Source organism: Butyrivibrio hungatei NK4A153 (assembly GCF_000424465.1).
GTDB classification, from domain to species: domain Bacteria; phylum Bacillota; class Clostridia; order Lachnospirales; family Lachnospiraceae; genus Butyrivibrio; species Butyrivibrio hungatei_A.
The window spans coordinates 162,867-185,815 of record NZ_KE384195.1 but is presented as its reverse complement, the minus strand read 5'-3'; the positions used below and the strand labels follow the sequence as shown (position 1 = coordinate 185,815).

Annotated in this window: 23 protein-coding genes; 22 read left to right on the top strand and 1 reads right to left on the bottom strand. The window is 38.3% G+C overall.

Annotation, left to right across the window (positions count from 1 at the left end):
- From G628_RS19060 to G628_RS0112665, 16 genes are all read left to right on the top strand, one after another.
- Positions 1-321, top strand: a 321-nt coding sequence (locus tag G628_RS19060; protein ID WP_027209300.1) for a hypothetical protein, incomplete at its 5' end; no start/stop codon positions are given.
- 15 nt (positions 322-336) lie between these two features.
- Entirely contained in the window at positions 337-612 is a 276-nt protein-coding gene (locus tag G628_RS0112735; RefSeq protein ID WP_027209299.1) for a DUF4176 domain-containing protein, read from the top strand.
- A gap of 53 nt (positions 613-665) precedes the next feature.
- Positions 666-1,421 (top strand): hypothetical protein, encoded by a 756-nt coding sequence (locus tag G628_RS0112730; RefSeq protein ID WP_196803764.1) that lies wholly within the window; start codon positions 666-668, stop codon positions 1,419-1,421.
- 12 nt (positions 1,422-1,433) lie between these two features.
- Entirely contained in the window at positions 1,434-1,709 is a 276-nt protein-coding gene (locus tag G628_RS0112725) for a DUF4176 domain-containing protein (protein ID WP_026654378.1), read from the top strand.
- An 82-nt stretch (positions 1,710-1,791) separates the two neighbouring features.
- The gene (locus G628_RS0112720; RefSeq protein ID WP_027209297.1) at positions 1,792-2,139 is read left to right on the top strand and encodes a hypothetical protein; all 348 of its coding nucleotides are present in this window, start codon (positions 1,792-1,794) and stop codon (positions 2,137-2,139) included.
- 20 nt (positions 2,140-2,159) lie between these two features.
- Positions 2,160-2,516, top strand: a complete 357-nt coding sequence (locus G628_RS0112715) for a TIGR04197 family type VII secretion effector (protein WP_027209296.1) — start codon at positions 2,160-2,162, stop codon at positions 2,514-2,516.
- Positions 2,517-2,575: 59 nt separating this feature from the next.
- Entirely contained in the window at positions 2,576-4,213 is a 1,638-nt protein-coding gene (locus G628_RS0112710; protein ID WP_027209295.1) for a hypothetical protein, read from the top strand.
- A gap of 32 nt (positions 4,214-4,245) precedes the next feature.
- Positions 4,246-5,040 carry a hypothetical protein gene (locus G628_RS0112705; protein ID WP_027209294.1) on the top strand — a complete coding sequence of 265 codons (795 nt, stop codon included), beginning with the start codon at positions 4,246-4,248 and terminating at the stop codon, positions 5,038-5,040.
- 99 nt (positions 5,041-5,139) lie between these two features.
- Positions 5,140-5,415 carry a DUF4176 domain-containing protein gene (locus G628_RS0112700; protein WP_026654375.1) on the top strand — a complete coding sequence of 92 codons (276 nt, stop codon included), beginning with the start codon at positions 5,140-5,142 and terminating at the stop codon, positions 5,413-5,415.
- Positions 5,416-5,460: 45 nt separating this feature from the next.
- Positions 5,461-5,895: a hypothetical protein gene (locus G628_RS0112695; RefSeq protein WP_027209293.1), complete on the top strand. Its 435-nt coding sequence runs from the start codon at positions 5,461-5,463 to the stop codon at positions 5,893-5,895.
- A gap of 21 nt (positions 5,896-5,916) precedes the next feature.
- Positions 5,917-6,720: a PP2C family protein-serine/threonine phosphatase gene (locus tag G628_RS0112690; protein WP_027209292.1), complete on the top strand. Its 804-nt coding sequence runs from the start codon at positions 5,917-5,919 to the stop codon at positions 6,718-6,720.
- 72 nt (positions 6,721-6,792) lie between these two features.
- Positions 6,793-8,475 carry an FHA domain-containing protein gene (locus G628_RS0112685; RefSeq protein WP_026654385.1) on the top strand — a complete coding sequence of 561 codons (1,683 nt, stop codon included), beginning with the start codon at positions 6,793-6,795 and terminating at the stop codon, positions 8,473-8,475.
- An 11-nt stretch (positions 8,476-8,486) separates the two neighbouring features.
- The gene (locus tag G628_RS0112680) at positions 8,487-8,738 is read left to right on the top strand and encodes an EsaB/YukD family protein (RefSeq protein ID WP_026654386.1); all 252 of its coding nucleotides are present in this window, start codon (positions 8,487-8,489) and stop codon (positions 8,736-8,738) included.
- Positions 8,739-8,744: 6 nt separating this feature from the next.
- On the top strand, positions 8,745-13,283 hold the full coding sequence (gene essC / locus G628_RS0112675) for a type VII secretion protein EssC (protein WP_027209291.1): 4,539 nt from the start codon (positions 8,745-8,747) through the stop codon (positions 13,281-13,283).
- A 717-nt stretch (positions 13,284-14,000) separates the two neighbouring features.
- The gene (locus G628_RS17445; protein WP_196803763.1) at positions 14,001-15,314 is read left to right on the top strand and encodes a glycoside hydrolase family 3 N-terminal domain-containing protein; all 1,314 of its coding nucleotides are present in this window, start codon (positions 14,001-14,003) and stop codon (positions 15,312-15,314) included.
- A gap of 252 nt (positions 15,315-15,566) precedes the next feature.
- Entirely contained in the window at positions 15,567-16,517 is a 951-nt protein-coding gene (locus G628_RS0112665; RefSeq protein WP_027209290.1) for a hypothetical protein, read from the top strand.
- Positions 16,518-16,596: 79 nt separating this feature from the next.
- Here G628_RS0112665 and G628_RS0112660 read toward each other — a convergent pair whose 3' ends face one another.
- Entirely contained in the window at positions 16,597-17,109 is a 513-nt protein-coding gene (locus G628_RS0112660) for a hypothetical protein (RefSeq protein WP_026666963.1), read from the bottom strand.
- A gap of 186 nt (positions 17,110-17,295) precedes the next feature.
- On the opposite strand from G628_RS0112660, the gene G628_RS0112655 reads away from it, so the two are divergent.
- The 6 genes from G628_RS0112655 (at position 17,296) to G628_RS0112630 (ending at position 22,940) form a co-directional block, all read left to right on the top strand.
- Positions 17,296-17,535 (top strand): hypothetical protein, encoded by a 240-nt coding sequence (locus G628_RS0112655; protein WP_026654390.1) that lies wholly within the window; start codon positions 17,296-17,298, stop codon positions 17,533-17,535.
- Between the two features lie 343 nt (positions 17,536-17,878).
- Positions 17,879-18,424 carry a hypothetical protein gene (locus tag G628_RS0112650; protein WP_027209288.1) on the top strand — a complete coding sequence of 182 codons (546 nt, stop codon included), beginning with the start codon at positions 17,879-17,881 and terminating at the stop codon, positions 18,422-18,424.
- Positions 18,425-18,426: 2 nt separating this feature from the next.
- Positions 18,427-19,113: a polyphosphate polymerase domain-containing protein gene (locus G628_RS0112645; RefSeq protein ID WP_034461916.1), complete on the top strand. Its 687-nt coding sequence runs from the start codon at positions 18,427-18,429 to the stop codon at positions 19,111-19,113.
- Between the two features lie 36 nt (positions 19,114-19,149).
- On the top strand, positions 19,150-19,836 hold the full coding sequence (locus G628_RS0112640; RefSeq protein WP_026654393.1) for a DUF4956 domain-containing protein: 687 nt from the start codon (positions 19,150-19,152) through the stop codon (positions 19,834-19,836).
- A gap of 26 nt (positions 19,837-19,862) precedes the next feature.
- The gene (locus G628_RS0112635; protein ID WP_026654394.1) at positions 19,863-21,503 is read left to right on the top strand and encodes a CotH kinase family protein; all 1,641 of its coding nucleotides are present in this window, start codon (positions 19,863-19,865) and stop codon (positions 21,501-21,503) included.
- 84 nt (positions 21,504-21,587) lie between these two features.
- A complete protein-coding gene (locus G628_RS0112630) occupies positions 21,588-22,940 on the top strand; it encodes an MBOAT family O-acyltransferase (protein ID WP_278246553.1) in 1,353 nt (450 codons plus the stop codon).
- Positions 22,941-22,949 lie beyond the last annotated feature (9 nt).

Genomic DNA, 22,949 nt, shown 5'->3' with positions numbered 1-22,949 from the left:
TTTACATGTAGAGAGATGAGGGATGGGATATATGAATGTATTTCGTTTGAGCCATTATCTGATGAAGGTAAAAAGATAAGTTTATCGAAAATTAAGCAACTTGTTTTCTTAGTTGCAACTGCAATATATTTCGCATTGGCAGTAATTGCTTTATCCAAAAAGTATACATGTGTTTCAAAATTAGTTGAGGGATTAACATATATTCTTTTGGGTTCGTTTTGTTGTAATACTTTTTATGGTGTTAAGGGACTATTTTCTAAATTTTTATTTATGTTTTCGATTTTGATAGTTTTAGTGGGAATCAGATGTTTTTTTGTGTGATTGGAGAATAATAAAATGGACGTTAAAGTAAAAGAGCTACTGCCAATCGGCAGTGTAATATGGCTCAGGGATTCAAAGCATCCGCTTATGATTTTTGGAGTGAAGCAGCAGAACCTTGAGACTAAACAGGAATATGATTACATAGGAGTTCTTTATCCTGAAGGAAACCTTGGCGGAGAGTCACAGTTTATGTTCATGCATAAGGATATTGAAAGAGTGTTGTTCCGCGGATTTGAAGACGAGAGAAGAACGGAGTTTATAGAGAAGTTGTCTGAGTTCTATGGAGAATAATAGTGTTTTTAGTGACTATAATGACGATAATAGCATGCGAACTGGTAGTGTTAATGTTTGCTTTTATACTACATGTTATTCCATTGAAAAACTATACTGAAAAAATGTCTAAGATACAACTTTCTTTATCGATAGTTGCAACTTTACTTGGAGTATTTGTCTATTTTTATTTAAAAACTAATTATAGCTCAGGTGTTTTTAGTAAAAGTAAGTGGAATACTGAGCTGGCGGGGCTTTTTGTTTTTGGATATTGTTTGTGTCTTGTATGTTCCTTCTTTCGATTTTTTTCTGAAAAGAAAGATAAGTATAATGAAGAAACGTTTAGGTTAATGGCTGATGAATACAAAATAGTGAAGGAATTTAACTTTACTATGGGTGATTATATATATATGCCAAACGTAAAGGCATATTGTGAATTTGGAAAAGGAATAATGATATTTACTGGGAGAATGCCGGAGCATGAAGTTGACGGTGTTTTTAAATGTAGAATGGTGAAAGATGGAATATATGAATGTCTCTCATATGAAGTATTGACTAATGATTATAAAAAAATAATCATAAGCCAAATAAGTATTAGTGCGTTATTCATTTTATTGGTAATAGATGTTGCTTTATTTATAATGTGGATATCTCAAATGCCTGGATTTAATATGGTTTTTATTGCACGTCTTGTTAAGAGCTTAAGTTTTTCTCTTTTTGGTGCTGCGGCATTTAATTTGTATAAAGGCGCAAAAGGCATATTTGCAAAGCTTATGATGGGCTTTTCAATTTTTTTAATTATTATGGGATTTATTATTTTTTTTAAATAATTAGGGGTTAAAATGGACGTTAAAGTAAAAGAATTACTGCCGATCGGTAGTGTAATATGGCTCAGGGATTCAAAGCATCCGCTTATGATTTTTGGAGTGAAGCAGCAGAACCTTGAGACTAAGCAGGAATATGATTATATAGGAGTTCTTTATCCGGAAGGAAATCTCGGTGGAGAATCACAGTTTATGTTCATGCATAAGGACATTGAAAGGGTGTTGTTCCGCGGATTTGAAGACGAGAGCAGAACAGAGTTTATTAAGAAGCTGTCTGAGTTCTACGGGGAGTAATGGTGATTAGTGATTTTTCATGGAATATGTAAATGAACTGAATTAATACAGTGGCTAAATATTGTAGATGAGAGGAATGGATATGGAAAAAGAAAAGCGTGACTATCGTAAGGAGCTTAATGCAATTCAGATTGAGAGAGAAGAAGTGCAAAGCAGATATGCCGGACTAAAAAGGGAGCTTGAAGATAAAAACGAGGAACTGGTTTACAGGATAGGAAAGGAATCCAGTGAATTGGATGATCCTAATATAAATCGAGAGAGCGAACTCGTTAGTATTTACGAAGAACGTCTTTCTTTGTTTAGAAGACATAAAAATGAGCAGGAAGAGTATTATGATGTTCTGGAGCAGCAAGAAAGAGGAGCATTACAGAAGCTGAATGACAAAGAACAGGATATCAAAGTTGAAATGAACAAGGATAATGAAAAATAAAATATAGGGAGAGTGAGAAAATGGCAGGTCAAATACCGGAAATAAAACTTGATTATGATAATCTTGAAAATTACAGAAAATCTGTTGTTACTAATGGGAGCTATTTGGGCAGAGATTTTAATGAGGGAAAAAAAGACGTTAAAAGTACGATAGTTGTTAATGCAAATGCTCATGAGGCGATTGATCTTGAAAAGGAGATTCGAATGGAAAAACAGCGCATGACAACCCAAGTAAGTGCAAACATTGCAATTATGAGAAAGCACTTTATGGAAACTGAGGGAACGCTCCAACAGATATATGAAAAAGCCTTTCAGCATGCTGCATCGTTAAAATATGTGCCTGAAATGCCAAGTAATACAAACGGGACAACTCCATAAAAAGGCTGTGGTCTAATGTGCAGTATATAGTAAATAATATCGGAACAGAGGAGTGAAAAATGTTAGAGAGTGATTTCCTAGATATGAATCAACTGAATATTCAGTGTGATGAATCAATAAGTGCATTATCAGACAGTAATGCAAGATTAAATGGTATAAGCAATGTATATAAAGCAGCTAATGAGGTTGGATGCACGGGAGAGACAGCAGATAGTTTTTATGAATATTGCGACAGAATTGTAACACTTATTAGTGCAATAGAATTAGCAAATGATAAAGACATTTTAGACAATGGAACTCTTAAATCCTTCCTTAGAGAAGGGGCTGTTTTGGACGGAAGAGTAATCCTGCCAAGTAAAAGACGGGCAGCAGAAAACGAGCGTAGAGAGCGTGAAGCAGCTGATGAGTGTGAAAGTAGATCACATGGAGTTTCGCCGGAAGAAAAGCATTATTGGAGACATGAATATCGTTGTCATAAACAGGCTGCCGATAGCTATCGAAGAGAGAAAGAGTTTTGGGAATCTCGTGAAAGGAAGTTTGATGAGATAAACAATGCAACGAAAAATTTGTTTAAAGAAAGCAAGTCATATAGAGATGGTGTCATCAAGGAGGGAATAAAGTCTTTATCTAAAGATTTTAATGTGACAACAGGCACTTTTGAGCTTGATGACTCATGGAAGACCGGATTTGAAAAGTTATACAATAATGTTTCTATTGTAGATGAGTTTAAAAAAAGTTGGAAAGATGAAAACGGCGCATATAATCTTGATGTTTTAAACGATATATATAACAACAGAATTGACAAATTATCTGCAAATGAAGCGGAGGCTTTCGCTGCGGTTCTTAAAGAACTGCATCCTGATGCACAAAAGCAGGTTCTCGGACATGTTTCTGCCTCAGATGCTGATATAAAAGGTCTTGTTCAGGGAGTTGTTAAGTCTTTAGGATTTGGAGGAAAAACCGGCGTTGGTGTATATAATATTGCAACTGCAAAGGATGACAGTGCCAAGAGGAAAGCCGGGCTTAAGCTTACAAAAGATATTGGGACTGCTACTGTAACTTGGGCAGGAACATTGCTTTACGGTGGAGATTTAAGAAAAGCAAATGGCACGCTGCTCCCCGATTTTAAAAAGAGTTTTATTGAATCAATTTCGGAAGAAGGCGATGATTTAGTAAATGTAAGTGGCTTCGAAATAATGAAACGTTCTTTTAAAAAAGATATTGATTCTTATAAATTTACTAATGTAAAAAAAGCCGGTGAGGCTGCAATAGAAAATGCAGATGATGTAGCTGAGGCAGGTATAAAAGCTAAAGATGCAGCGAAATTAAAAAATGTAAAGGCCGGAGTAAAATGGGCGGGCGCGGTTATTGATGCTGCTTTTAATTGGTCAGATAATGTTGCAGAACAGAAGTTGGCAAGTCAGTCTGGCATGAAAATGTCAAATGGAAGAGTGGCTGCGGAAACACTAATTGAGACGGCCGCTGATATAGGTCTTGGAATTGCAAGTAATGCTGCTGCAGGCTTTGTAATAGGTGGAGCTGCAGCATTGCTGGGACTTTCAGCTCCTGCTATTGCTGTTACAGCTGCGAGTGCAGTTGCAGTTTGGGGAGTTAATGAAGCTTTCAAGTATTTTACAGGAAAAGATGCTGGAGAAAATTTGGCAGACTTTTTGTGTGATCATGCTGAATTAAAATAGTTTTGTTTTACTACTAGTGATGGAGGATGATAATGGTTTTAGTAACTGTTTCAATGATAATAGCGTGGGAATTTATAGTAGCAATGTTTGCTTTTTTGCTTCATGTTATTCCGCTTAAAAATTATTATAAAAATATTGTTAAGGTACAATTATTTTTATCATGTGGTGCACTTATTTTAGGGCTGTTTGCTCATTTCTATGTAAAAATGAATTACGATTCGGGTATCTTTTCCGGAAGCAGGTGGAATGAAGGAGGTACTTTTGCATTGTTGGTATTGCTTTTGGTATTCTTTTTTTGTTCATTGCTCCATTACGTTGCTGATAAGAAGAATAGCCAAAATAAGATAGAGACTTTTTTATTAAAAGCTGATGAATACAAAATTGTAAAAGATTTTGAGTATTTATATATGCCGACCGTAAAGAACTATTGTGAATTTGACAGAGGAATAATTGCTTTTTCAGGTAATATGCCTGATAGAGAGGTTGATGGCACATTTACATGTAGGATGGTAAAAGACGGAGTGTATGAATGCTTTGAGTATAAGGCATTGTCAGGCGAAAATGGAAAGTTGAGTTTTTCAAGAATAAAGCAAATTATTATTTGGCTCTTAGTCGCAATAGATGTAGTGTTGGCAGGAATTTGGATTTCACAAGATCCTAACATGCATATAGATGTTGTATCGCGTTTTATGCCGGGGTTAAGCGTAATTCTTTTTGGAACGATGCTTATTGAAATTCTTAAAGGAAGTAAGGGATTATTTCCCAAAATTATGATTGCGTTCTCGATTATATGTATTATTATAGGTTTCAAGAGCTTTTTTGGATAAGAAAAAGTGGTAAAGGATATGCTTATAGTGACTATATCAATGATAATTCTATTGGGAATTAGTATGTTTTTTTGAATGAATTATGAGGAGAAAAATAAAATGGACGTTAAAGTAAAAGATTTATTACCAATCGGAAGTGTAATATGGCTCAGGGATTCAAAGCATCCGCTTATGATCTTTGGAGTGAAGCAGCAGAATCTAGAGACTAAGCAGGAATATGATTATATAGGAGTTCTTTATCCGGAAGGAAATCTCGGTGGAGAATCACAGTTTATGTTCATGCATAAGGACATTGAAAGGGTGTTGTTCCGCGGATTTGAAGACGAGAGCAGAACAGAGTTTATTGAGAAGCTGTCTGAGTTCTACGGAGAGTAATGCCTGATACAAAGGGAATTGGCAGTATAATATGTTGAGGTTATTATGAACGAGAAGATAAAAATAAAGTATTCAATTAGGGAAAGTGCATTAGTAGCAGTTGTAGCTATAGCAGTATTAGTTGCAAGCGCTGTTTTTGATATTCATATAGGATCTACGAGAACATTTGCCAAGATGTTGTTTATTACTGCAGTTGTCAACTTCTTTAATGCAATAAGACTATGTTTTACCAGAATTGAGGTTGATGAATCGGGTATTCTTTATAAGGCATTTACGAAGAAAGCATTTATTAATTGGAGTGAGACTGATAGAATCTATATCAATTCGGACGGAAGCAACCCAAATGCTCCGATTATCATTCAGATAGGTGATTCTAAGATCACAGTTTCAAATAAGTGTAAGAATTACAGCGAATTAAGATCTTTTTTGATAGAAAGAAATATGCTTAAGTACCTCGGTGGGGTTGCTGTTGAGCAGTAGTAACAAGATGAGGGGAATGAATTGAAGTATTCGGTTGATGTAAATTCAGATATTGGAAACAGGAAGAAAGTTAATCAGGATGCTCTGCTGGTGAAGCATGCCCGGACCGAAAAAATGGGAAAGGTATGCTTTGCGTGTTTATGTGACGGAATGGGTGGCTTGTCTCAGGGAGAAGTTGCAAGCGCAGCATTCATAAACAGAATGGGACAGTGGTTTCAAAACGAATTTCCGTCTATACTGTCAAGAGAGGCTGAGGTGTCAATTAATGCAGAGACAGAAGAACTTGCAGCCTATAGAAATAGCAAAAATTACATTTACGGGCTTATTCAGAACGAGTGGGAAATGATTTCACGTCAGATGAATGAGGGACTTAAACAGTACGGAAGAGAAAGAGGCTTTCAACTTGGAACAACCGCTGCAGCAATAATTTTTCTCGGTGATGAATTTTTTGCTATGAGCGTTGGTGATTCCAGAATATATAAGATCAATAGGAAGGAAATCATACAGATATCGCATGATCACAGCTATGTACAGCAACAGATAGACATGGGAAGGATGACACCGCAGGAGGCAGCAGTAAGCTCGCAGAAAAATATTCTATTGCAATGTATCGGCGCATCTGATAATGTATATCCGGAATTTTATAAAGGGCCACTTGAGAAGAGGACAAGCTTTCTTCTTTGTTCTGACGGGCTTTGGAGGCTTCTTTTAAACGATGAGATCAAGGAATATGTCTCAAAAAAGGACGGAATTAAGAAAATGACAGAATTAGTTAAGGCTAGAGGCGAATCTGATAATATTTCAGGAATCGTAATAGGTATATAGACAATGTTAAAGATTATAACGTTGATAGACAGAAAATATAAAATACTCAGTAAAATTGGGAGGACACCTATTATGTCGATGAATAAGAGAATACTTAAGGGAGCTGTTACTTCTTTGATGATAATGACTATGGTTGCACAGTCAAATACGTTTGTAATGGCAAAAGAGAATGATGAAGCAGTGGAGGAAGCTTCTTTAGCTGAGATTCCTTCAGATTCGGCTTTAACCGATGCCACTTTTGAAGACGGAGCAGCTACAGGTATTTCAGTGACTGATGATGCAACGGCCGAGGATTCGGAAGATGACAATCCCATAGATGATCTTTCACAGCAGGAGGGAATGGAAAGAGCCGTAAACGGCGTTGTTCAGATTAACTATGTATATGTAAGCGATGACAATGCACATCACATTGTTAAGGGAGGCCCCGGAATCCTTATAGGTGATGCGGAGAAGGGCGAGTATGTTATAACAAGTCTTACCCAGATGACCATGACTGATGCGGAAAAAGACAAAATACTTGCTACATTCAAAGTTTCTAAGGATGACATGGAAAGAGAAAGGTCTAAGTTTTCATATGATGTTGTAATTGAAAATGATGTGACTGAGCCCGTTACTTTGGTAAATAGCAGCGGAAATCTTGATATGGCTGTATTCAAACTCTCGCAGACCTTATATAACAGAACACCGATGTTTTTCCTTTATTCCGAACAAAACGATAAGGAAGCATACAACGATGGCACTGTAGATCTTACAAACGCATTCGTTCTTGGTTTCCCTGACGAGATAGTATTTCAGAAAAACGAAGCATATTACTCAAATGAGAGAGTAAATAAAACAAACGGTCAGGTAGTTAATATAGTTAAAGACAATAATGATGTTCAGCTTATTGAGCATACTGTTCAGATAGGACGTAACAGTGTCGGTGGACCTCTTGTAAGTAAAGAAGGTTATCTTGTCGGCATGAATACCCTTAGAAGCGAGGGAAATTATTGCTATTCCGTAAGTTCTAATTCAATCGTTAAAGTGCTCAGCGGAATGGGAATAAAGTTTGACAGTATAAGTATTGAAAAACTGAAGGCAGATGCGGAAGCAAAAGAAAAAGAAAATGACAATAATAATTCTGCTTCAACAGTAGCGGTAACGAGCGTAGACCCGGAAGAAGATATTGCTCCGGCGCTTCCCGGCTGGATAATCCCTGTGATAATTGTTTTGGGTGTAGTAATAGTTGCACTTATAGCTGTAGTTGTAATCTACATTATAAAGAATTCTAAGAATAAGAAGGAGAGCCGGAACGGGGATATTTCGATTGCGGGAGCCAATCCGCAGGTTGTGGTTCAGGCTACAACACCTCAGCAGGATCTCTTTGGAAATACTTCCGGAGATACGACTGTTTTGGGAGCAGGTGGCGGATTTGACAATTCAATGACCGGCATGAATATGGCTACGCCTTCACAGAGACTTGATGGCGGACATCTTGAGAGAAAGAAGAACGGAGAGAGCATTGCGATTTCGAAGGCAAACTTCAGCATCGGTAAGGATGATCTTCACTGCGATTTCTGCATAAGGGACAACAATACGATCAGCCGCCAGCATGCGATCATATCGATTTCTGCCGGAAGAGTTTATATTGAAGACAATCATTCCAAGAACGGAACATTCTTAAATGATATTAAGCTTATTTCAGGCCAGAGGCAGGAACTTAGAGACGGTGACTGTTTGAAGCTTTCTAATGAAGAATTTATTTATAAGAGATAAAAGGGCAGATTATGGAAAATAAATTAATTATTAGATTTAAGAATGTAAAGCAGCGACAGGAGTTTGATATCGAAGTACCGGATGATATTACTGCAAATGAGCTTATATACGGGTTGAAAAACAGTTTTAAGCTGAACATTGATATGGATGATCAGGCTAAGTGTTATATGAGAGCGGAGAATCCGATAGCACTTATTAAAGGGGAGGTAGTCCTGTCAGATTTGGGCCTGCGAGACGGCTCAGTGGTCATTTTTGAGGGATAAAAGTACATGAACTATAAAATTACGATATTCAACAGCAGAATCTATAAGGAAATTGTTGTTGAAGATAAATTTACAGGTCTGACAATTGGAACGGGGCGTAACTGTCAGGTGCAGCTTTTGTCAGATGATTTTGGACGGGATTTTATTATTTCAGTCAGAAACAATGAGGGGAAACTTGAGATAACATCAGATGGTACAGTTGCTTTCGGACAGGCAATGTCGGATGTCGGATATCTTGAGATTGGTAATGTTCTTTACACATTTGATGCAAATGGCGGCAAAGAACTTCTTAACATTGAATTTGATGCTGATTTTGGAGTTGTTCAGGACAACTATAATTTCGTAATTAATTTAAGGGAACAGTCGATGATCACAATCGGCGGTGCACCTGATTGTATCATACGTTTTTTTGACAGAGAGATTAAAGACGGCAAGGTAACGCTCACAAGGACCGGAGACGGTTTTATAGTAGACGGAAGCGGTCTTTTATATGGTGTAACCATAAACGGCGTTCTTCAAAAAGGCTTGAATATTCCTGTTAAAAATAAGGATTTTATTGGAATATACGGTCATATCTTTTATCTATGTGATGACCTTCTTTATACATCTGATTCGCTTGGAATCGATACGAGACTTCAGGCGCAGATGATTGAATCAAATAATATTCATTTCCACTATCCACAATATACGCGTAGTGTGCGTCAGCACTACAAGATTCCGGATAAGGCAATTGAGGTTTTACCTCCGAAGTCTAAGCCGAATCCTGATAAAAAGAGCATCTGGCTTGTTCTGCTTCCTACCATATTGATGCTCAGTGTTATGGTCGGGGTGCGTGCTCTTGTGATGAAGAGTAATATGTCCTACGTACTTATGTTTGCTGCGATGGGACTTGTAACAGGCGTAACTGCGGTTATCAATTATTTTTATGAAAAGAAAAAGAATGCCAAGAACGCAGAAGACAGAATCAAATACTACAAGGATTATATAGCGAGAAAAGAGAAGGATATTCAGAAGGAGCGTGCGGATGAAAAGACGATCATGCTCAAGATGAATCGTTCTGTTGACGATACCATGAATTCAATCAGGCAGTTCGACGGAAATCTTTTTTCACACAGCAGGGAAGAAGAGGACTTTCTTGATGTCTGGATCGGAACGGGTTCTGTTGCATCGAGACAGCAGGTTGAGTTCAAGAAGCAGGAATACATCGATATTGACGATGATATGATGGATATTCCCGAAAAAGTGCATGACAAGTATGAATATATTGACGGCATGCCTGTTGTGCTTCATCTGCGCGAAGCTAACGCGGTTGGTTTTGTCGCTGAGAGAACAAAACTTTACCAGCTCATGAAAAACATGATGGTTACTATAGCTGGCGAGTATTTCTTTAAGGAAGTAAAGATGTTCCTTATCATAGGCGAGCACGATGTACCTGATTTTTCCTGGGCAAGATGGTTTAAAAATATGTCCTCGAATAACGGTGGCATGAGATACTTCATGTATGATGATGACAGTGCTAAGCGTGCGCTCGAATTTTTGTACAATGAATTGTCGGCAAGAGAGCAGTTAAGTGATGAGGTTATAGGGCAACTTCCCTTTTATGTCATTTTTGTATACCGTTCGGAAAAAATCCGTAAGCATCCCGTAATGGATTATGTCGAGAATGCGTCTAAGCTTGGATTTGTTTTCCTTTTCTGGGAAGAGCAGACAGAGCTTCTTGATATGAACTGTTCGCAGATTGTATTCCTTGAAAGCGGAGAGCACAAAGGATATATTCAGGATGTTGAAGACGGTAAGAAGATTCAGGCGTTTGAATATCCGCACACAAACAGGGCGGATGTGCAGAATCTTGCGCTTAGACTTTCATGCGTGTATATCGATGAGATGAGTCTTGAAGAGACACTTACCAAGCATATTTCGCTGTACAAGCTGCTGGGAATAATGAACGCATATGACCTTGATCTTGAGGAGAGATGGAACAGCTCGCAGATTTATAAGAGCATGGCTGCGCCGCTTGGTGTTCGTAGTGACGGTGAAACGGTTTATCTTGATATTCACGAGAAATATCACGGTCCGCACGGACTTGTCGCAGGTACTACAGGCTCGGGTAAATCAGAAATTATACAGACATATATTTTGTCAATGGCTACATTATTTCATCCGTATGAGGTTGGATTTATCATCATCGACTTTAAGGGTGGTGGTATGGCTAACCAGTTTAAAGAACTTCCTCACCTTAACGGAGCAATCACAAATATCGACGGAAAGCAGATCGATAGGTCGCTTCGTTCAATTAAGGCTGAACTTTTAAGGAGACAGACCTTGTTTGCTGAGATGAATGTAAACAAAATTGATGATTATATCAGTCTCTTTAAGAAGGGGACGGCTAAAGTGCCGCTTCCTCATCTGATTCTTATTGTTGATGAGTTTGCGGAACTTAAGAGCGAGCAGCCTGAATTTATGAAAGAGTTGATAAGTGCAGCCAGAATCGGCCGAAGCCTCGGTGTGCACCTTATTCTTGCAACGCAGAAGCCGGCAGGTGTCGTAAACGATCAGATCTGGTCAAACTCAAAGTTCAAGCTTTGTCTTAAGGTTCAGGACAAGCAGGATAGTAACGAGGTAATTAAGTCACCTCTTGCTGCTGAGATCAGAGAGCCGGGTAGAGCATATCTGCAGGTCGGAAATAACGAGATATTCGAGCTGTTCCAGTCGGCATACAGCGGAGATCCTGCTGTTGTAAGTAGTACGGAGAACAGACGTAAATTTGAAATAAGCAGCGTTGACCTTTCGGGAAGGAGAGCTGTTTTATACAGTCAGAAGGGTGAGAAGTCAAAAGGTGAGCAAAACCAGCTTGAGGCAATAGTTGCCAGAGTTAAGAATTATTGCGAGGAAAAAAATATCGCAAAACTTCAGGATATCTGCCTGCCGCCTTTGGCTGAAGTTATTAACTTCCCGTCTGAGATCGCCTTTCATCAGAATAAAGATACCGATATAATTTGCGAAATCGGTATCTTTGATGATCCCGATAATCAGTATCAGGGAGTTCACTCCGTTAATCTTACAAAAGAGAATCTTATGATCATCGGTTCTACTCAGGTAGGAAAGACTAATCTTTTGCAGACTCTTATAAGAAACGTTACAACGAAGTATACTTCGGATGAAGTAAACATCTTTATCATAGACTTTGCTTCAATGGTACTTAGAAACTTCGAAGGCTTAAAGCATGTAGGAGGTGTCGTAACATCTTCAGAGGATGAGAAGCTTAAAAATCTTCTTAAACTCCTGTATGCAGAGCTTGATGCAAGAAAAGAGAAACTCCTTTCTGTCGGTGTAAGTTCTTTTTCAGCATACAGAGAAGCCGGAAAGACGGATTTGCCGCAGATTATACTGATGGTAGATAATCTTACCGCTTTACGTGAGATGTATTTTAATGACAATGATGAACTTCTGGGGCTTTGTCGTGAAGGCCTTGCCGTAGGTATAAGCGTTGTTATTGCAAATACGCAGACTCAGGGCATGGGATATAAGTATCTCAGCAACTTCTCATGTAGAATAGCGATGTTCTGTAATGATACTAATGAATACAGTTCGTTGTTTGAACATTGCAGGGAGCGTATCGAGGACATCAAGGGAAGATGTCTTATCGAAGTCAACAAGAAATACATGGATTGCCAGACTTATCTTGCATTTGAAGGTGAGAAGGAAATCGACAGAGTTATGGCAATAAGGGCTTATATCGAAGAGATAAACGGCAGAGATAATAACGCAGCCAAGAAGATTCCTGTAATTCCTTCACTTCTTACTGCAAAAGAGGTTGTGCGTGATTATGCGAAAACTGTGCGCAGAACATTTGATATTATCATCGGTCTTGATTATGCTACGGTTGATCCGTTTATCATTAATCTTGCAAATATCGGTGTTCTCGGTATCAGTGGTAAGGAAGGAAGAGGCAGACACAGCTTTATCAAATATGTTGTCCGTATGCTGAACGTCATGTACCGCGACAGGTCTGAGGTTCATATCTTTGACGGAATTGATAAGCGCCTTGCGTGCCTTGAAAATCTGCCGAACGTTTCGCATTACAGCTTAAGTTCTGAAGTTGCAGTAGAAACATTTAAAGAAGCAGAAGAGGAACTTAAGAGAAGGTATGATGAGCTTGCGGCCGGAAATGAAGACATCATTGCAAAAAGCAAGCTGATTCTTATCATAATTAATCAGACTTCCATTGTTGAAGAGCTTCAATCAAATCCTACTGTAATGGCAGCTTACAGAAACATGATAGGTAAATATAAAAATATGCGTGTCGGTATCATAATCGGAGGCATAGAAAACGAGGCAATTCCTTACAGCGCACCTGATATGCTCAAGAGGGTTAAAGAAACACGCCATATGCTTTTCTTTGACGATCTTGCGAACTCAAAGGCTTTAGAGATTACTATGGTGCAGGGTAAGCCGTTCAGGAAGAAGACAGAACTCGGCGACGGCTTCTACTTAAAAGACAATTCTATTGTCAGACTCAAAATCCCGTTCTGGGAAGAACAGTAGAGTTTTTGGCCATATTGTCAAAAAACAAAATAAAATATCGTAAATTATTTTATGGAAAAATTGTCCGCATTTTAAATGTGTGACAATTTTTTCTTTTATAATCAGCTTTGTTACTGGGACTTTTTTGTCCGGAAATGAATATGCATAATTGTTTGTAATGTACATACAATTTAGAATATACACAGAATATTTTACAATTATAAATAAAATATCAAAATAAATAAAGAAAAAATATAAAATGTCTTGACAAATTAAAGGCTTATAAATATAATAAAGGCAGATAAAGAAAAGGGAATTAATATAAAGAATACTTCTCCTGAGAGTTCTTTAGATGGAAAGAGCAGGGAGAAAGAATAGGAGGTACGGTCCAAAGGGATAGGTAATTAAAATATTCAGGGAAAGGATGGTACAGACCACCAAAATATTTTGAACTAAGTAATTAGGTATTGTTTAGGATTTATTTTAAGTTCAGCTCTTCCGGTACATGATTAGTGGTTATGACAATATCAATATCTTGCAACCACAGCATCTGAATGCGAAAATGAATGGAAAGATTGTAGCTGGGAAATTGGAGGACGGTCCATTGGACATGGAGAATTTTAGTTCAGAAGGGTACTCGGTATAGGGCAGAAGCATGTAAAAGATGAAGCTTCTGCCCTTTGATTATGCATATTTATGTGTTAAAATAATGGGGAAGAATAAATGAATAATGGGGATATGAGTGAAATGGATGAGCAAGTTTTAGATCAAAGAAGACTTGAGAGGAGACAGAGAAGAAGGCGAAACCAGAGGATTGCTTATTTAATTTTGGCAGGAGTAATGGCAGTTACAACTGCCCTGGTTTTCATAACGGTATATTCCCTAAATAGAGTATTTAAGTTTGTTAAACCAAACGGAGGAGGAGATCTTGTTGCGGCTGCCGAAATGAGCTCGGAGGGAGTGGTTATCGAAAGCCCTGAGGCATTTGGAGGAGACACGGCGCAGACGCAGGAGATGTCGTATGATGATCTTCTTGATGACAGTATTGATACGATTATCGAGGGGATGAGTTTGGAAGATAGGGTTGCGGGACTCTTTATCGTTACTCCCGAACAGCTTACGGGAGTGTCTACAGCCGTCAAGGCAGGGAGCGGAACACAGGAAGCTCTTATGAATTATGCCGTTGGCGGAATGGCTTATTTTTCAAAAAATATCAAAAATGAAGAGCAGATAACAGAAATGCTGGATACTACTTCTTCTATGAGTAAGTATCCTGTGTTTACTTTGGTTGCTGAAGATGGAAGTAAGAACGGAGCAATCTCTTCAAATCTCGGAATTGATGGCGTAACAGATGTTACTGATTCCGATTCTGCACGCGATAATGCGAAAGCAATCGGAAGTGCCATGTATAAGTATGGATTTAACTTCAATATTTCTCCTGTGCTTGATTCATCAAGCAGTGATAAAGAAGAAAAGGACTTTAATAAGGTTAAGGATATTGCAGTATCTTTTTCATCGGGGCTTAAAGACGCAGGAATGACTTCATGCCTTAACGCGTTCCCTGCTAAGGCTGATACGTCACGTGGAAAGACTGAAGTGGAGAAGAGTGTGACCGATCTTGAATCTTCTGAGTATAAGGTATTTGAGGAAGCTGTAAAGAACGATTCTGTAAATGCGATCATGGTTACGGGAGCATCTTATCCTAACGTAGACGGAGATGATACACCTGCATGCCTTTCTGAGAAGATGGTTACAGACCAGCTTCGTAATCACCTTGGATTTGACGGTATCATACTAACGGATGCACTTAATACATCTGCGATAACAAAGTTCTATTCTGCAGATGAAGCGGCAGTTGCGGCAATTAAAGCAGGTGCCGATATGATTTATCTTCCCGAAGATTTTAAAAAGGCATATGAAGGCGTTAAGAAGGCTGTCGAGGCCGGAACTATATCTGAAGACAGGATCAACGAGTCACTTAGAAGGATCTATAAGGTCAAGTATGCGGGCCGAGTTGATATGATCATGGATAAAAAAGATGATGCCCAGTAATGTGGACCAATCAAAGGCTGTAGCACTAAATATAGTGTTACGGTCTTTTTTTATTTGATACGAGGAAATTCCTATCAAATAAAAAAACGCTCCGCTATGGATGCAATCAAAAATTTTATAAAAAGGCTATTAAATATCGTGAATATATCTTTCTATTTTCGTCAGAGTGAAGTACAATGAGGTTGCAAAACAGGATGAAATCTTTGCACGGTTATTTGAGGTGATGTACCGGTGCAAAGTGAAGGAGGTACTATGGCAGATTTAAGTATTAATAGTCAGATATCTAATTCGCATAATTCATCCGTAAATACACGTGGTATTGAACTCCAGAAAACGGCAGATGCAAAGAGCATTGATACTCAGAATAGGAATCCCGATGAGAAGGCGCAAGGTATAGCGAAAGAAGCGCTTGCTAAGGCTGAAGAGGTTAAAACATCGGAGTATGGACCTATAATAGCGAAATCCGGTGATGGTGATACAGTTCGTGTAAAGAATGATAAGTCAGACCTTAAAGCGGATGACAAAGAAAATTCCGCAGCCATTTACGATGCAAATAAAGCAGTAAATGACAGGCGGGAAAAAGAAGTTGTTCCTAACATCGATCTTCCTGAGAAAAAGCAGGATAAGGAAACAACGCGTGCTGAGGAGCTTAAACAAAAAGCTGAGGAAGCGCTTAAACCGGAGCGGGAAAAAGCGAAAATTCCTAAGCCTGATGTAAAAGCAGAGGAAGCTCCCAAACAGGAGCAGAAGAGAAGCAAGATAGACCTTTCCGATAAAGGTGAGAGGGAAAAACTTGCAAAGGAAGCTGCCGAAAATGCCAAGAGGCAGACTATTGAAGAGACCAATCCCGGCCTTGTTGACAGAAAGAATCAGGAAAAGATAGCACAGGCGGGCTCAAGTGCCTATGCCGGCTACACAGATGCTCAGCTTCAGCAGATGTACTTAAGAGGAGATGTATCCCAGATTGAGTATAATTCCGAGATTGAAGCGAGAGACGCGGCAAGGGAAGCAAGGCTTGAAAGTGCCAAAGAAAACACTCGTGAAATAATTGAAGATGAGGCGGAAAGCAGGGAAATTGAGCGTACCGCAGAGGCGATAAATACGATTCAGACAGGAGAAGTTTTGGAAGGTGAAGGAACGGTTCCTATTGAAGTGCGTCTTCAGGCTATACAGAATGCTGATAACATGGTAGCATCCGGCTAAACAAGGCAAGATTATGCATACATAAAAGAAACAGCTCGGACTGAAAATAATCCGGGCTGTTTCTTTTTTTTATTACTTTTCAATTAAGTTTTTTTATCATTTCATATATGCTTTCTCTCTTTAGATAAATGAGGTTGGCAGAGATCATTGCGAGGGTTGTTATGATAAATAATATGTTCTGCCAACGCATTTTATACATTGTGCAAAAAAATTCTCTGTACATAACGGATTTAATCGTGTACCCGAAAAATTCAAAAGCAAATGGTGCAGTGACCAGTGTTTCGAGGTTTTTTGCATTTTTTGTAACTGCTTTGAAGGCAATTAAGCATAGAGCTGCGACTAAAAGGTGCAGTAGAATCTCAACTATATCAAAAACAGCCCATTTGGTCATTGCTGCATTGCCGGGCTTTACGCTGAAATCGAAAGGAAGTGATAAAAATATATTTGAGATTGCATTGATTATATTGTAAGCACCAACACAGAAGAGTGTTCCGTATACGATCACTATTTTAAGAATGTCGAGAGATTCCGGATCAATGTCTGTATTGGATGTTAGTTCATTTAGATAGTTCTTGTTTTCCATAATCTCCATAGTTCTGTCCTAAATATATATGTAATACGCAGTGCGTAGAAATGTGTTTGGGTTATATCCCATCTTGGGATTATCGTATCAGCAGAAGGAGGTAACCTGATCGGGATAATCTCAAGATGGGTGGTTAAAAGTATATATACAGAGTCGTTTGATCACCCCTAGAGTGAGACGTCTGTTTAGTAAGTTATGGCAATGTCAGTGCCGGTAGATAGGATAGCTGAAATACCAATGTTCCCCGTTTTTGCGTCAGTAATGATGCCACATGATGAAGAAAGAGAGGACCCTGTAGATGCGGCATCTGAAAGTGATGATAAATCATCGCCAACAGAGAATGAAGAACCCGTATCTAGTGAAGGGGTGGCATCCGAAGGGGACGCGGTATTCTCTATATTTGTGCCTGACTCGGATGATTCTTCCGACGACTGACATGCCATAAGCGAAAAAGCTAATGTTACTGCAACCAAAATTGCAAAAAATTTTTTATTCATATATTTAAACCTCCGAAATAATCGTGTACTAGTAATGTTAGTACAGTTATAACATAATTGATTATGGGTGTCAACAAAGTAATTAAATTTTTTTTTTAATTATTATTGGTTCCGCATATATCCTGAAAGGAAGGGTGTGATGTAAAGGCTGACTTAATAAGAAATTATAAAAAAATTAATTTTTTCAAAAAAAGTCTACCAAAACGGATAAAAATGATGTATACTTGTGAACGTTGTGTGGTAAGAATGTGTTTAAATTGTGAAAACGGTGGTATTTGTTAATGTTTACGAAAGAAAAACTGATTTTTGAATTACCAAAAGTGGACTATGATCTTTATTTTACTAAAGATTCGATCCTCTTCCTGGCAATCATCGTATCGATACTGTTTTCGATATGTATGTGTCTTTGGGGACACCGTTGTTTTAAGGTGATTGCTTCTATTCTTATTGCGACCGGACTTATGGCCGGAGGAATGATCGTATTGGAACCGCTTGTTCCAAGTCCGACACTTAAAATGTTCTTGCTTGTTTTTTTCGTCTTTATCGTAATGAGCATTTTCTTGGGCTTGTTATCAATGATTGAAAAGAAGAAACGCGAAAAGAATAACGGCAAGAAAACAGGAACGAAGCGGATTTTCCGCGTGATTGCACCAATTATAGGAGCAGGAGTGATGTTTGGAGTTATGTACATGAACGTATATAACGACATGGTCGTAGATGCTTGCATCGCTGCGGTATTTGCGGCTCTTGGCTATCTTATGCAGATATTTTCAAAGAGCGAGGATATTCAGTTCCGCACCTATGATGATATATATTACGGGAGGTGAATATGCTTGATGTAAGTAGAAAAGAACTAAAGTATATCATTGGTACGGATGAGATATACATTTATAAGAGTAAACTTGAGAAGATCATGGACGCCGATCCGCATAACAGGGATGGTGGCGGTTATACAATAAGATCGCTTTACTTTGATACATTCCATGATAACGATTATATGGAGAAGCTGGACGGACTCGATAAGAGACAGAAGATCAGAATGAGGATCTACGACGGCCAGACCAATATAATTAAGCTTGAGCTTAAAGCTAAAGAGGGCGATTTCCAGAGAAAAAGATCGCTTAGTCTAAGTCTCGAAGAGGCGGAGAGTATGATAGATGGGGACTATACTTTCTTATTGGAGAGACCTGAGCATTTAGCTCACGGACTTTATACTTTTATGAATACGAAGGGATATGTTCCTAAGTGTATCGTTGAATATGACAGAATGGCTTTTATGAACGAATTCAATGATATAAGAATAACGTTCGATATGAATCTTAGAGCGTTGGAAGATCCTTCACAGTTCTTCAAAGATGACATTGAGTCATACAGAGTTGCCGATCCTTCGGAAACAACAATGGAAGTTAAATACAATGGGTTCCTATTCTCATATATTAAGCAAACACTTGATATTGTAGACAAGCCCAGAGTATCAAACAGTAAATATGGTCGTTCAAGATCATTTGCAAAATAAAAGGAAAAACGAGAAAGAGAAAGAGAGAGTAAAAAAATGAAAGAGTATCTTTACACAGGACTATTGGACAAAGCAGGAAGTTTATCAATTCAGAATGTAATTCTTAACTTTGTAGCAGCATGTATTTTGAGTCTTATGATATACATCTCATACAGAGTATCTCATTCAGGAGCAGTTTACAGTCGTAAATTCAATGTATCCCTTGTTATGCTTGCACTTGTAACAACACTTGTTATGAATGTAATCGGCAATAACATTGCTTTGTCACTTGGTATGGTTGGTGCGTTATCAATCGTTCGTTTCAGAACAGCCATCAAGGATCCCAGAGACACAGCTTATATTTTCTGGGCAATAGCAATTGGTATTACTTGTGGTGTATCAGACTATATCATGGCAGGAATCGGAACATTCATCATTTTCGTATTCCTTGTACTTTTTGGTGTTGTAAGAGACAACGAGAGAATTATGATCGTTATGAAGGCAGAGGCTGACAAGGTAGACGATCTTGACAAGGAAATTGCATCTTTCTTTGCCGGAAAAGCTGTCATGAAGCTTCAGAATGTCAACAAAGATAAGAATGTAGCAGAGCTTATCTATGAAATTTCAGAGACAATCCTTAAGAAGCGTGAGAAGGCTAACGGTTCATTTGTTCCTAATTTCTCTGCAAAAGTAGGAATCAAGTCAGTTAGTCTTGTAAGACAGGACGAAGAGATTAACCAGTAATTATAAAGAGTGAATGGGGCTACTAAATGCGTAAGAAAATTCATTTTAGTGAAAGAAAGGTTCTTATTGCCCTTTTTCTTCTTGTAATTGTGGTTATGGGAGTTTTGAGCATTTTTAGTTCGGATGAAAGCTTGAAGGAAAGAAATTCCGGAACATATGCAGAGCTTACTCCCGATTCATCAACTGAAGATCCGCTTCTTTATGTTAACAACGAATATAAAGTAAAAGCTGGTTTCCATACAAACCTTCCGATAGTTGTAATTTCAGTTGATAAAGAAATGCCTCAGTATAAGAAATACAGAGATGGCCAGGAGATCCTTTCGGGTGATGATCCCTATGTAACGGGAAACATCAAGGTAATTGACGGCGGAACAGGAGACAATAATCTCTCAACCCCCGTTTCATTTAACAGTCAGATACGTATCAAGATGAAGGGACATTCTTCAATCGGATACGATAAAAAACAGTATAAGATAAAGACCGTTTTGGCAGGCGGAGAAGAGAATAATTCAGATATCCTTGGAATGGGTAAGGGATCTGAGTGGGTTCTCAACGGAAGTATGGCTGATAAGAGCATGATAAGAAACTATCTTGCTTACAGGATTGCATCTGAGATTGATGGCAACAGCATGGCTCCCGACAGCAGATTCTGTGAAGTCCTTATGGAAAAGAACGGTGTTTATACGTATCAGGGCGTATATCTTTTTATGGAGACAATCTCAAGAGGAGATGAAAGAGTTAAACTTGACAAGTATAAGCCCAAAAACGTGTATTCAAGCTATATCGTAAGAAGAGACAGAAAAACATCTTCGGATGTAATGCTTGATACATATGGCAGACTTTCAGGAAAAGTTGAAGGCACTAATAAGCAATTTGATAACTGGATCGGTCTTAAGTATCCGTCTCAGTCTAAGCTTACTGATGCGACCAAAGAGTACATTGAAAAAGATTTTTCAAAAATGGAAAAAGTCATATATTCGGATGATTATTCAATATTCAGAACATACGATCAATATATTGATACACAGTCATTTGCGGATTATTTCCTGATAAATGAGTTTTTTGGAAACTATGACGCCGGTAAACATTCAACATACATGTATAAGAACTCGGGTGAAAAGCTTAAGATCGGACCTGTATGGGACTATGACCAGGCGATGAATAATAACCCTACTGTTGAGATGGATCTTGAAGATCTTGCGTTCCATACACGAGATATTTATACACAGATATGTAATGATAAGAAGTTCATGAAGCAGTTGAAGAGTCGATTTGCATATCTTCGCCAGTATCACCTTTCTGAGGAACACTTATTTGATGTTATAGATGAGACAACCGCGTACCTCAAGTCTGCACAGGTGAGAGAGTGGTACAGATGGGCCGATGATTATCTAGATCCTACAGATGATAATTCAGGTAATTATCATCTTGCATCATATGAAAAAGACGGTGTGACATTATCGAGATTTACGGATGACTATATGGATGAGATATATGTCATCAAGAATTTCATACAGAAGCACGGCAAGGTAATACAGGTTGACCTCGGATATATTCTTGATAGTGCCGAATATGACACATCGGTTGAGGGTATTAGAGAACTCTTGCTTATTGCAGCTTTGTTGTTACTTATAATTCCGTCATATCTGATTCAGAGAAAGGGGTAAAGAATGTTATTTTCCAGCATACCATTTTTGGTATATTTCTTCCCAATTGTGTTTCTGGGATATTATTTGCTCTCTTTTTCTAGGATGGCACAGAATATATGGCTATTATTAGCCAGTCTTTTGTTCTATGCATGGGGAGAGCCTGTTTACGTATTTCTTATGATCGGATCCATACTGTTCAACAGTATAATTGCGATCATTATTGAGAAAGTTGAAGATAGCAAGGTTAAGAAGGGATTGCTCATCACTTCGATAGTTGGAAATATTGCGGTGCTCTTTTTCTTCAAATACCTTGGATTTGTATTTGGAATAATTAACAGTGGTTTCAAGGGACTGTTGCCTGATTTGAAGATTGCACTTCCTATCGGAATCTCATTTTTCACATTCCAGGCATTGTCATATGTCGTTGACGTGTACAGGGGTGTGACAAAGGCAGAGAATCCTTTTTATGTAGGACTTTATATTGCATTTTTTCCTCAGCTCATTGCTGGACCTATTGTACAGTACAATACTATTGCAGAGCAGATCAGAGACAGAAAGAGCAGTATAGATAAGATTGCGCTTGGACTTTCACGTTTTGCAGTCGGAGTAGGAAAGAAAATCATAATTGCCAACAGTTTCGGTACGATCGCAGACAATGTATTTAACTGGTCCCGTATCGGTACCGATAAGCTTCCTGTTCCTGCTACACTTGCTTGGCTTGGATCAATCGCATACTCATTGCAGCTCTATTACGACTTCTCTGCATATTCAGATATGGCGATAGGACTTGGACTTTGCTTTGGATTTAAGTTTAAAGAGAACTTCAATTATCCATATATTGCCGGATCTGTTTCAGAGTTCTGGAAGCGCTGGCATATCTCTTTGACTGACTGGTTCAGAGAGTATGTATATATTCCTCTCGGAGGAAACAGAGTTGCAAACAGAGATACTATGGTAAGAAACCTTGCAATTGTATGGCTCCTTACAGGTATCTGGCACGGTGCGAACTGGACATTTATTATTTGGGGAATGTTCTTCTTTGTATTACAGCTTCTTGAGAGACTTTTGGATTTTGACAACCGTGTTCATAACACATTTTTAAAGCATGCATATACTTTGCTTATAGTTAATTTCCAGTGGGTAATCTTCAGAGCTGATGATATTTATCAGGCAGGACGTTTTTACCTTAATATGTTCGGAGCCAATAACAATGGTATATTGAGTGCAACAGCGTTTATGATGTTTAAGGAGTATTTGCCGGTATTCATTTTAGGAATTATTTTCTCAATACCGGTTATACCTATGATGAACAAGTGGTTCCATGAACATGAGGGTTCAGTTTGGCACAAGGTATACTCGATAGCATATCCGGTTCTTATGCTTGGGATGATTATAATTTGCGTGAGTTATCTTGTTATCGGAAACTACAATCCGTTTATTTACTTTAACTTTTAAGGGAAGGCG

What these genes read in the sequence shown, in the direction of transcription:
- G628_RS0112700 (WP_026654375.1), top strand. Translation starts at nt 5,140, where the DNA reads ATGGACGTTAAAGTAAAAGATTTATTACCAATCGGAAGTGTAATATGG.
- G628_RS0112645 (WP_034461916.1), top strand. Translation starts at nt 18,427, where the DNA reads ATGCTTGATGTAAGTAGAAAAGAACTAAAGTATATCATTGGTACGGAT.
- G628_RS0112725 (WP_026654378.1), top strand. Translation starts at nt 1,434, where the DNA reads ATGGACGTTAAAGTAAAAGAATTACTGCCGATCGGTAGTGTAATATGG.
- G628_RS0112635 (WP_026654394.1), top strand. Translation starts at nt 19,863, where the DNA reads ATGCGTAAGAAAATTCATTTTAGTGAAAGAAAGGTTCTTATTGCCCTT.
- G628_RS0112705 (WP_027209294.1), top strand. Translation starts at nt 4,246, where the DNA reads ATGGTTTTAGTAACTGTTTCAATGATAATAGCGTGGGAATTTATAGTA.
- G628_RS17445 (WP_196803763.1), top strand. Translation starts at nt 14,001, where the DNA reads ATGAGTGAAATGGATGAGCAAGTTTTAGATCAAAGAAGACTTGAGAGG.
- G628_RS0112735 (WP_027209299.1), top strand. Translation starts at nt 337, where the DNA reads ATGGACGTTAAAGTAAAAGAGCTACTGCCAATCGGCAGTGTAATATGG.
- G628_RS0112695 (WP_027209293.1), top strand. Translation starts at nt 5,461, where the DNA reads ATGAACGAGAAGATAAAAATAAAGTATTCAATTAGGGAAAGTGCATTA.
- G628_RS0112680 (WP_026654386.1), top strand. Translation starts at nt 8,487, where the DNA reads ATGGAAAATAAATTAATTATTAGATTTAAGAATGTAAAGCAGCGACAG.
- G628_RS0112710 (WP_027209295.1), top strand. Translation starts at nt 2,576, where the DNA reads ATGTTAGAGAGTGATTTCCTAGATATGAATCAACTGAATATTCAGTGT.
- G628_RS0112665 (WP_027209290.1), top strand. Translation starts at nt 15,567, where the DNA reads ATGGCAGATTTAAGTATTAATAGTCAGATATCTAATTCGCATAATTCA.
- G628_RS0112715 (WP_027209296.1), top strand. Translation starts at nt 2,160, where the DNA reads ATGGCAGGTCAAATACCGGAAATAAAACTTGATTATGATAATCTTGAA.
- essC (WP_027209291.1), top strand. Translation starts at nt 8,745, where the DNA reads ATGAACTATAAAATTACGATATTCAACAGCAGAATCTATAAGGAAATT.
- G628_RS0112720 (WP_027209297.1), top strand. Translation starts at nt 1,792, where the DNA reads ATGGAAAAAGAAAAGCGTGACTATCGTAAGGAGCTTAATGCAATTCAG.
- G628_RS0112650 (WP_027209288.1), top strand. Translation starts at nt 17,879, where the DNA reads ATGTTTACGAAAGAAAAACTGATTTTTGAATTACCAAAAGTGGACTAT.
- G628_RS0112655 (WP_026654390.1), top strand. Translation starts at nt 17,296, where the DNA reads ATGGCAATGTCAGTGCCGGTAGATAGGATAGCTGAAATACCAATGTTC.
- G628_RS0112685 (WP_026654385.1), top strand. Translation starts at nt 6,793, where the DNA reads ATGTCGATGAATAAGAGAATACTTAAGGGAGCTGTTACTTCTTTGATG.
- G628_RS0112660 (WP_026666963.1), bottom strand. Translation starts at nt 17,109, where the DNA reads ATGGAGATTATGGAAAACAAGAACTATCTAAATGAACTAACATCCAAT.
- G628_RS0112730 (WP_196803764.1), top strand. Translation starts at nt 666, where the DNA reads ATGTTTGCTTTTATACTACATGTTATTCCATTGAAAAACTATACTGAA.
- G628_RS0112640 (WP_026654393.1), top strand. Translation starts at nt 19,150, where the DNA reads ATGAAAGAGTATCTTTACACAGGACTATTGGACAAAGCAGGAAGTTTA.
- G628_RS0112630 (WP_278246553.1), top strand. Translation starts at nt 21,588, where the DNA reads ATGGCACAGAATATATGGCTATTATTAGCCAGTCTTTTGTTCTATGCA.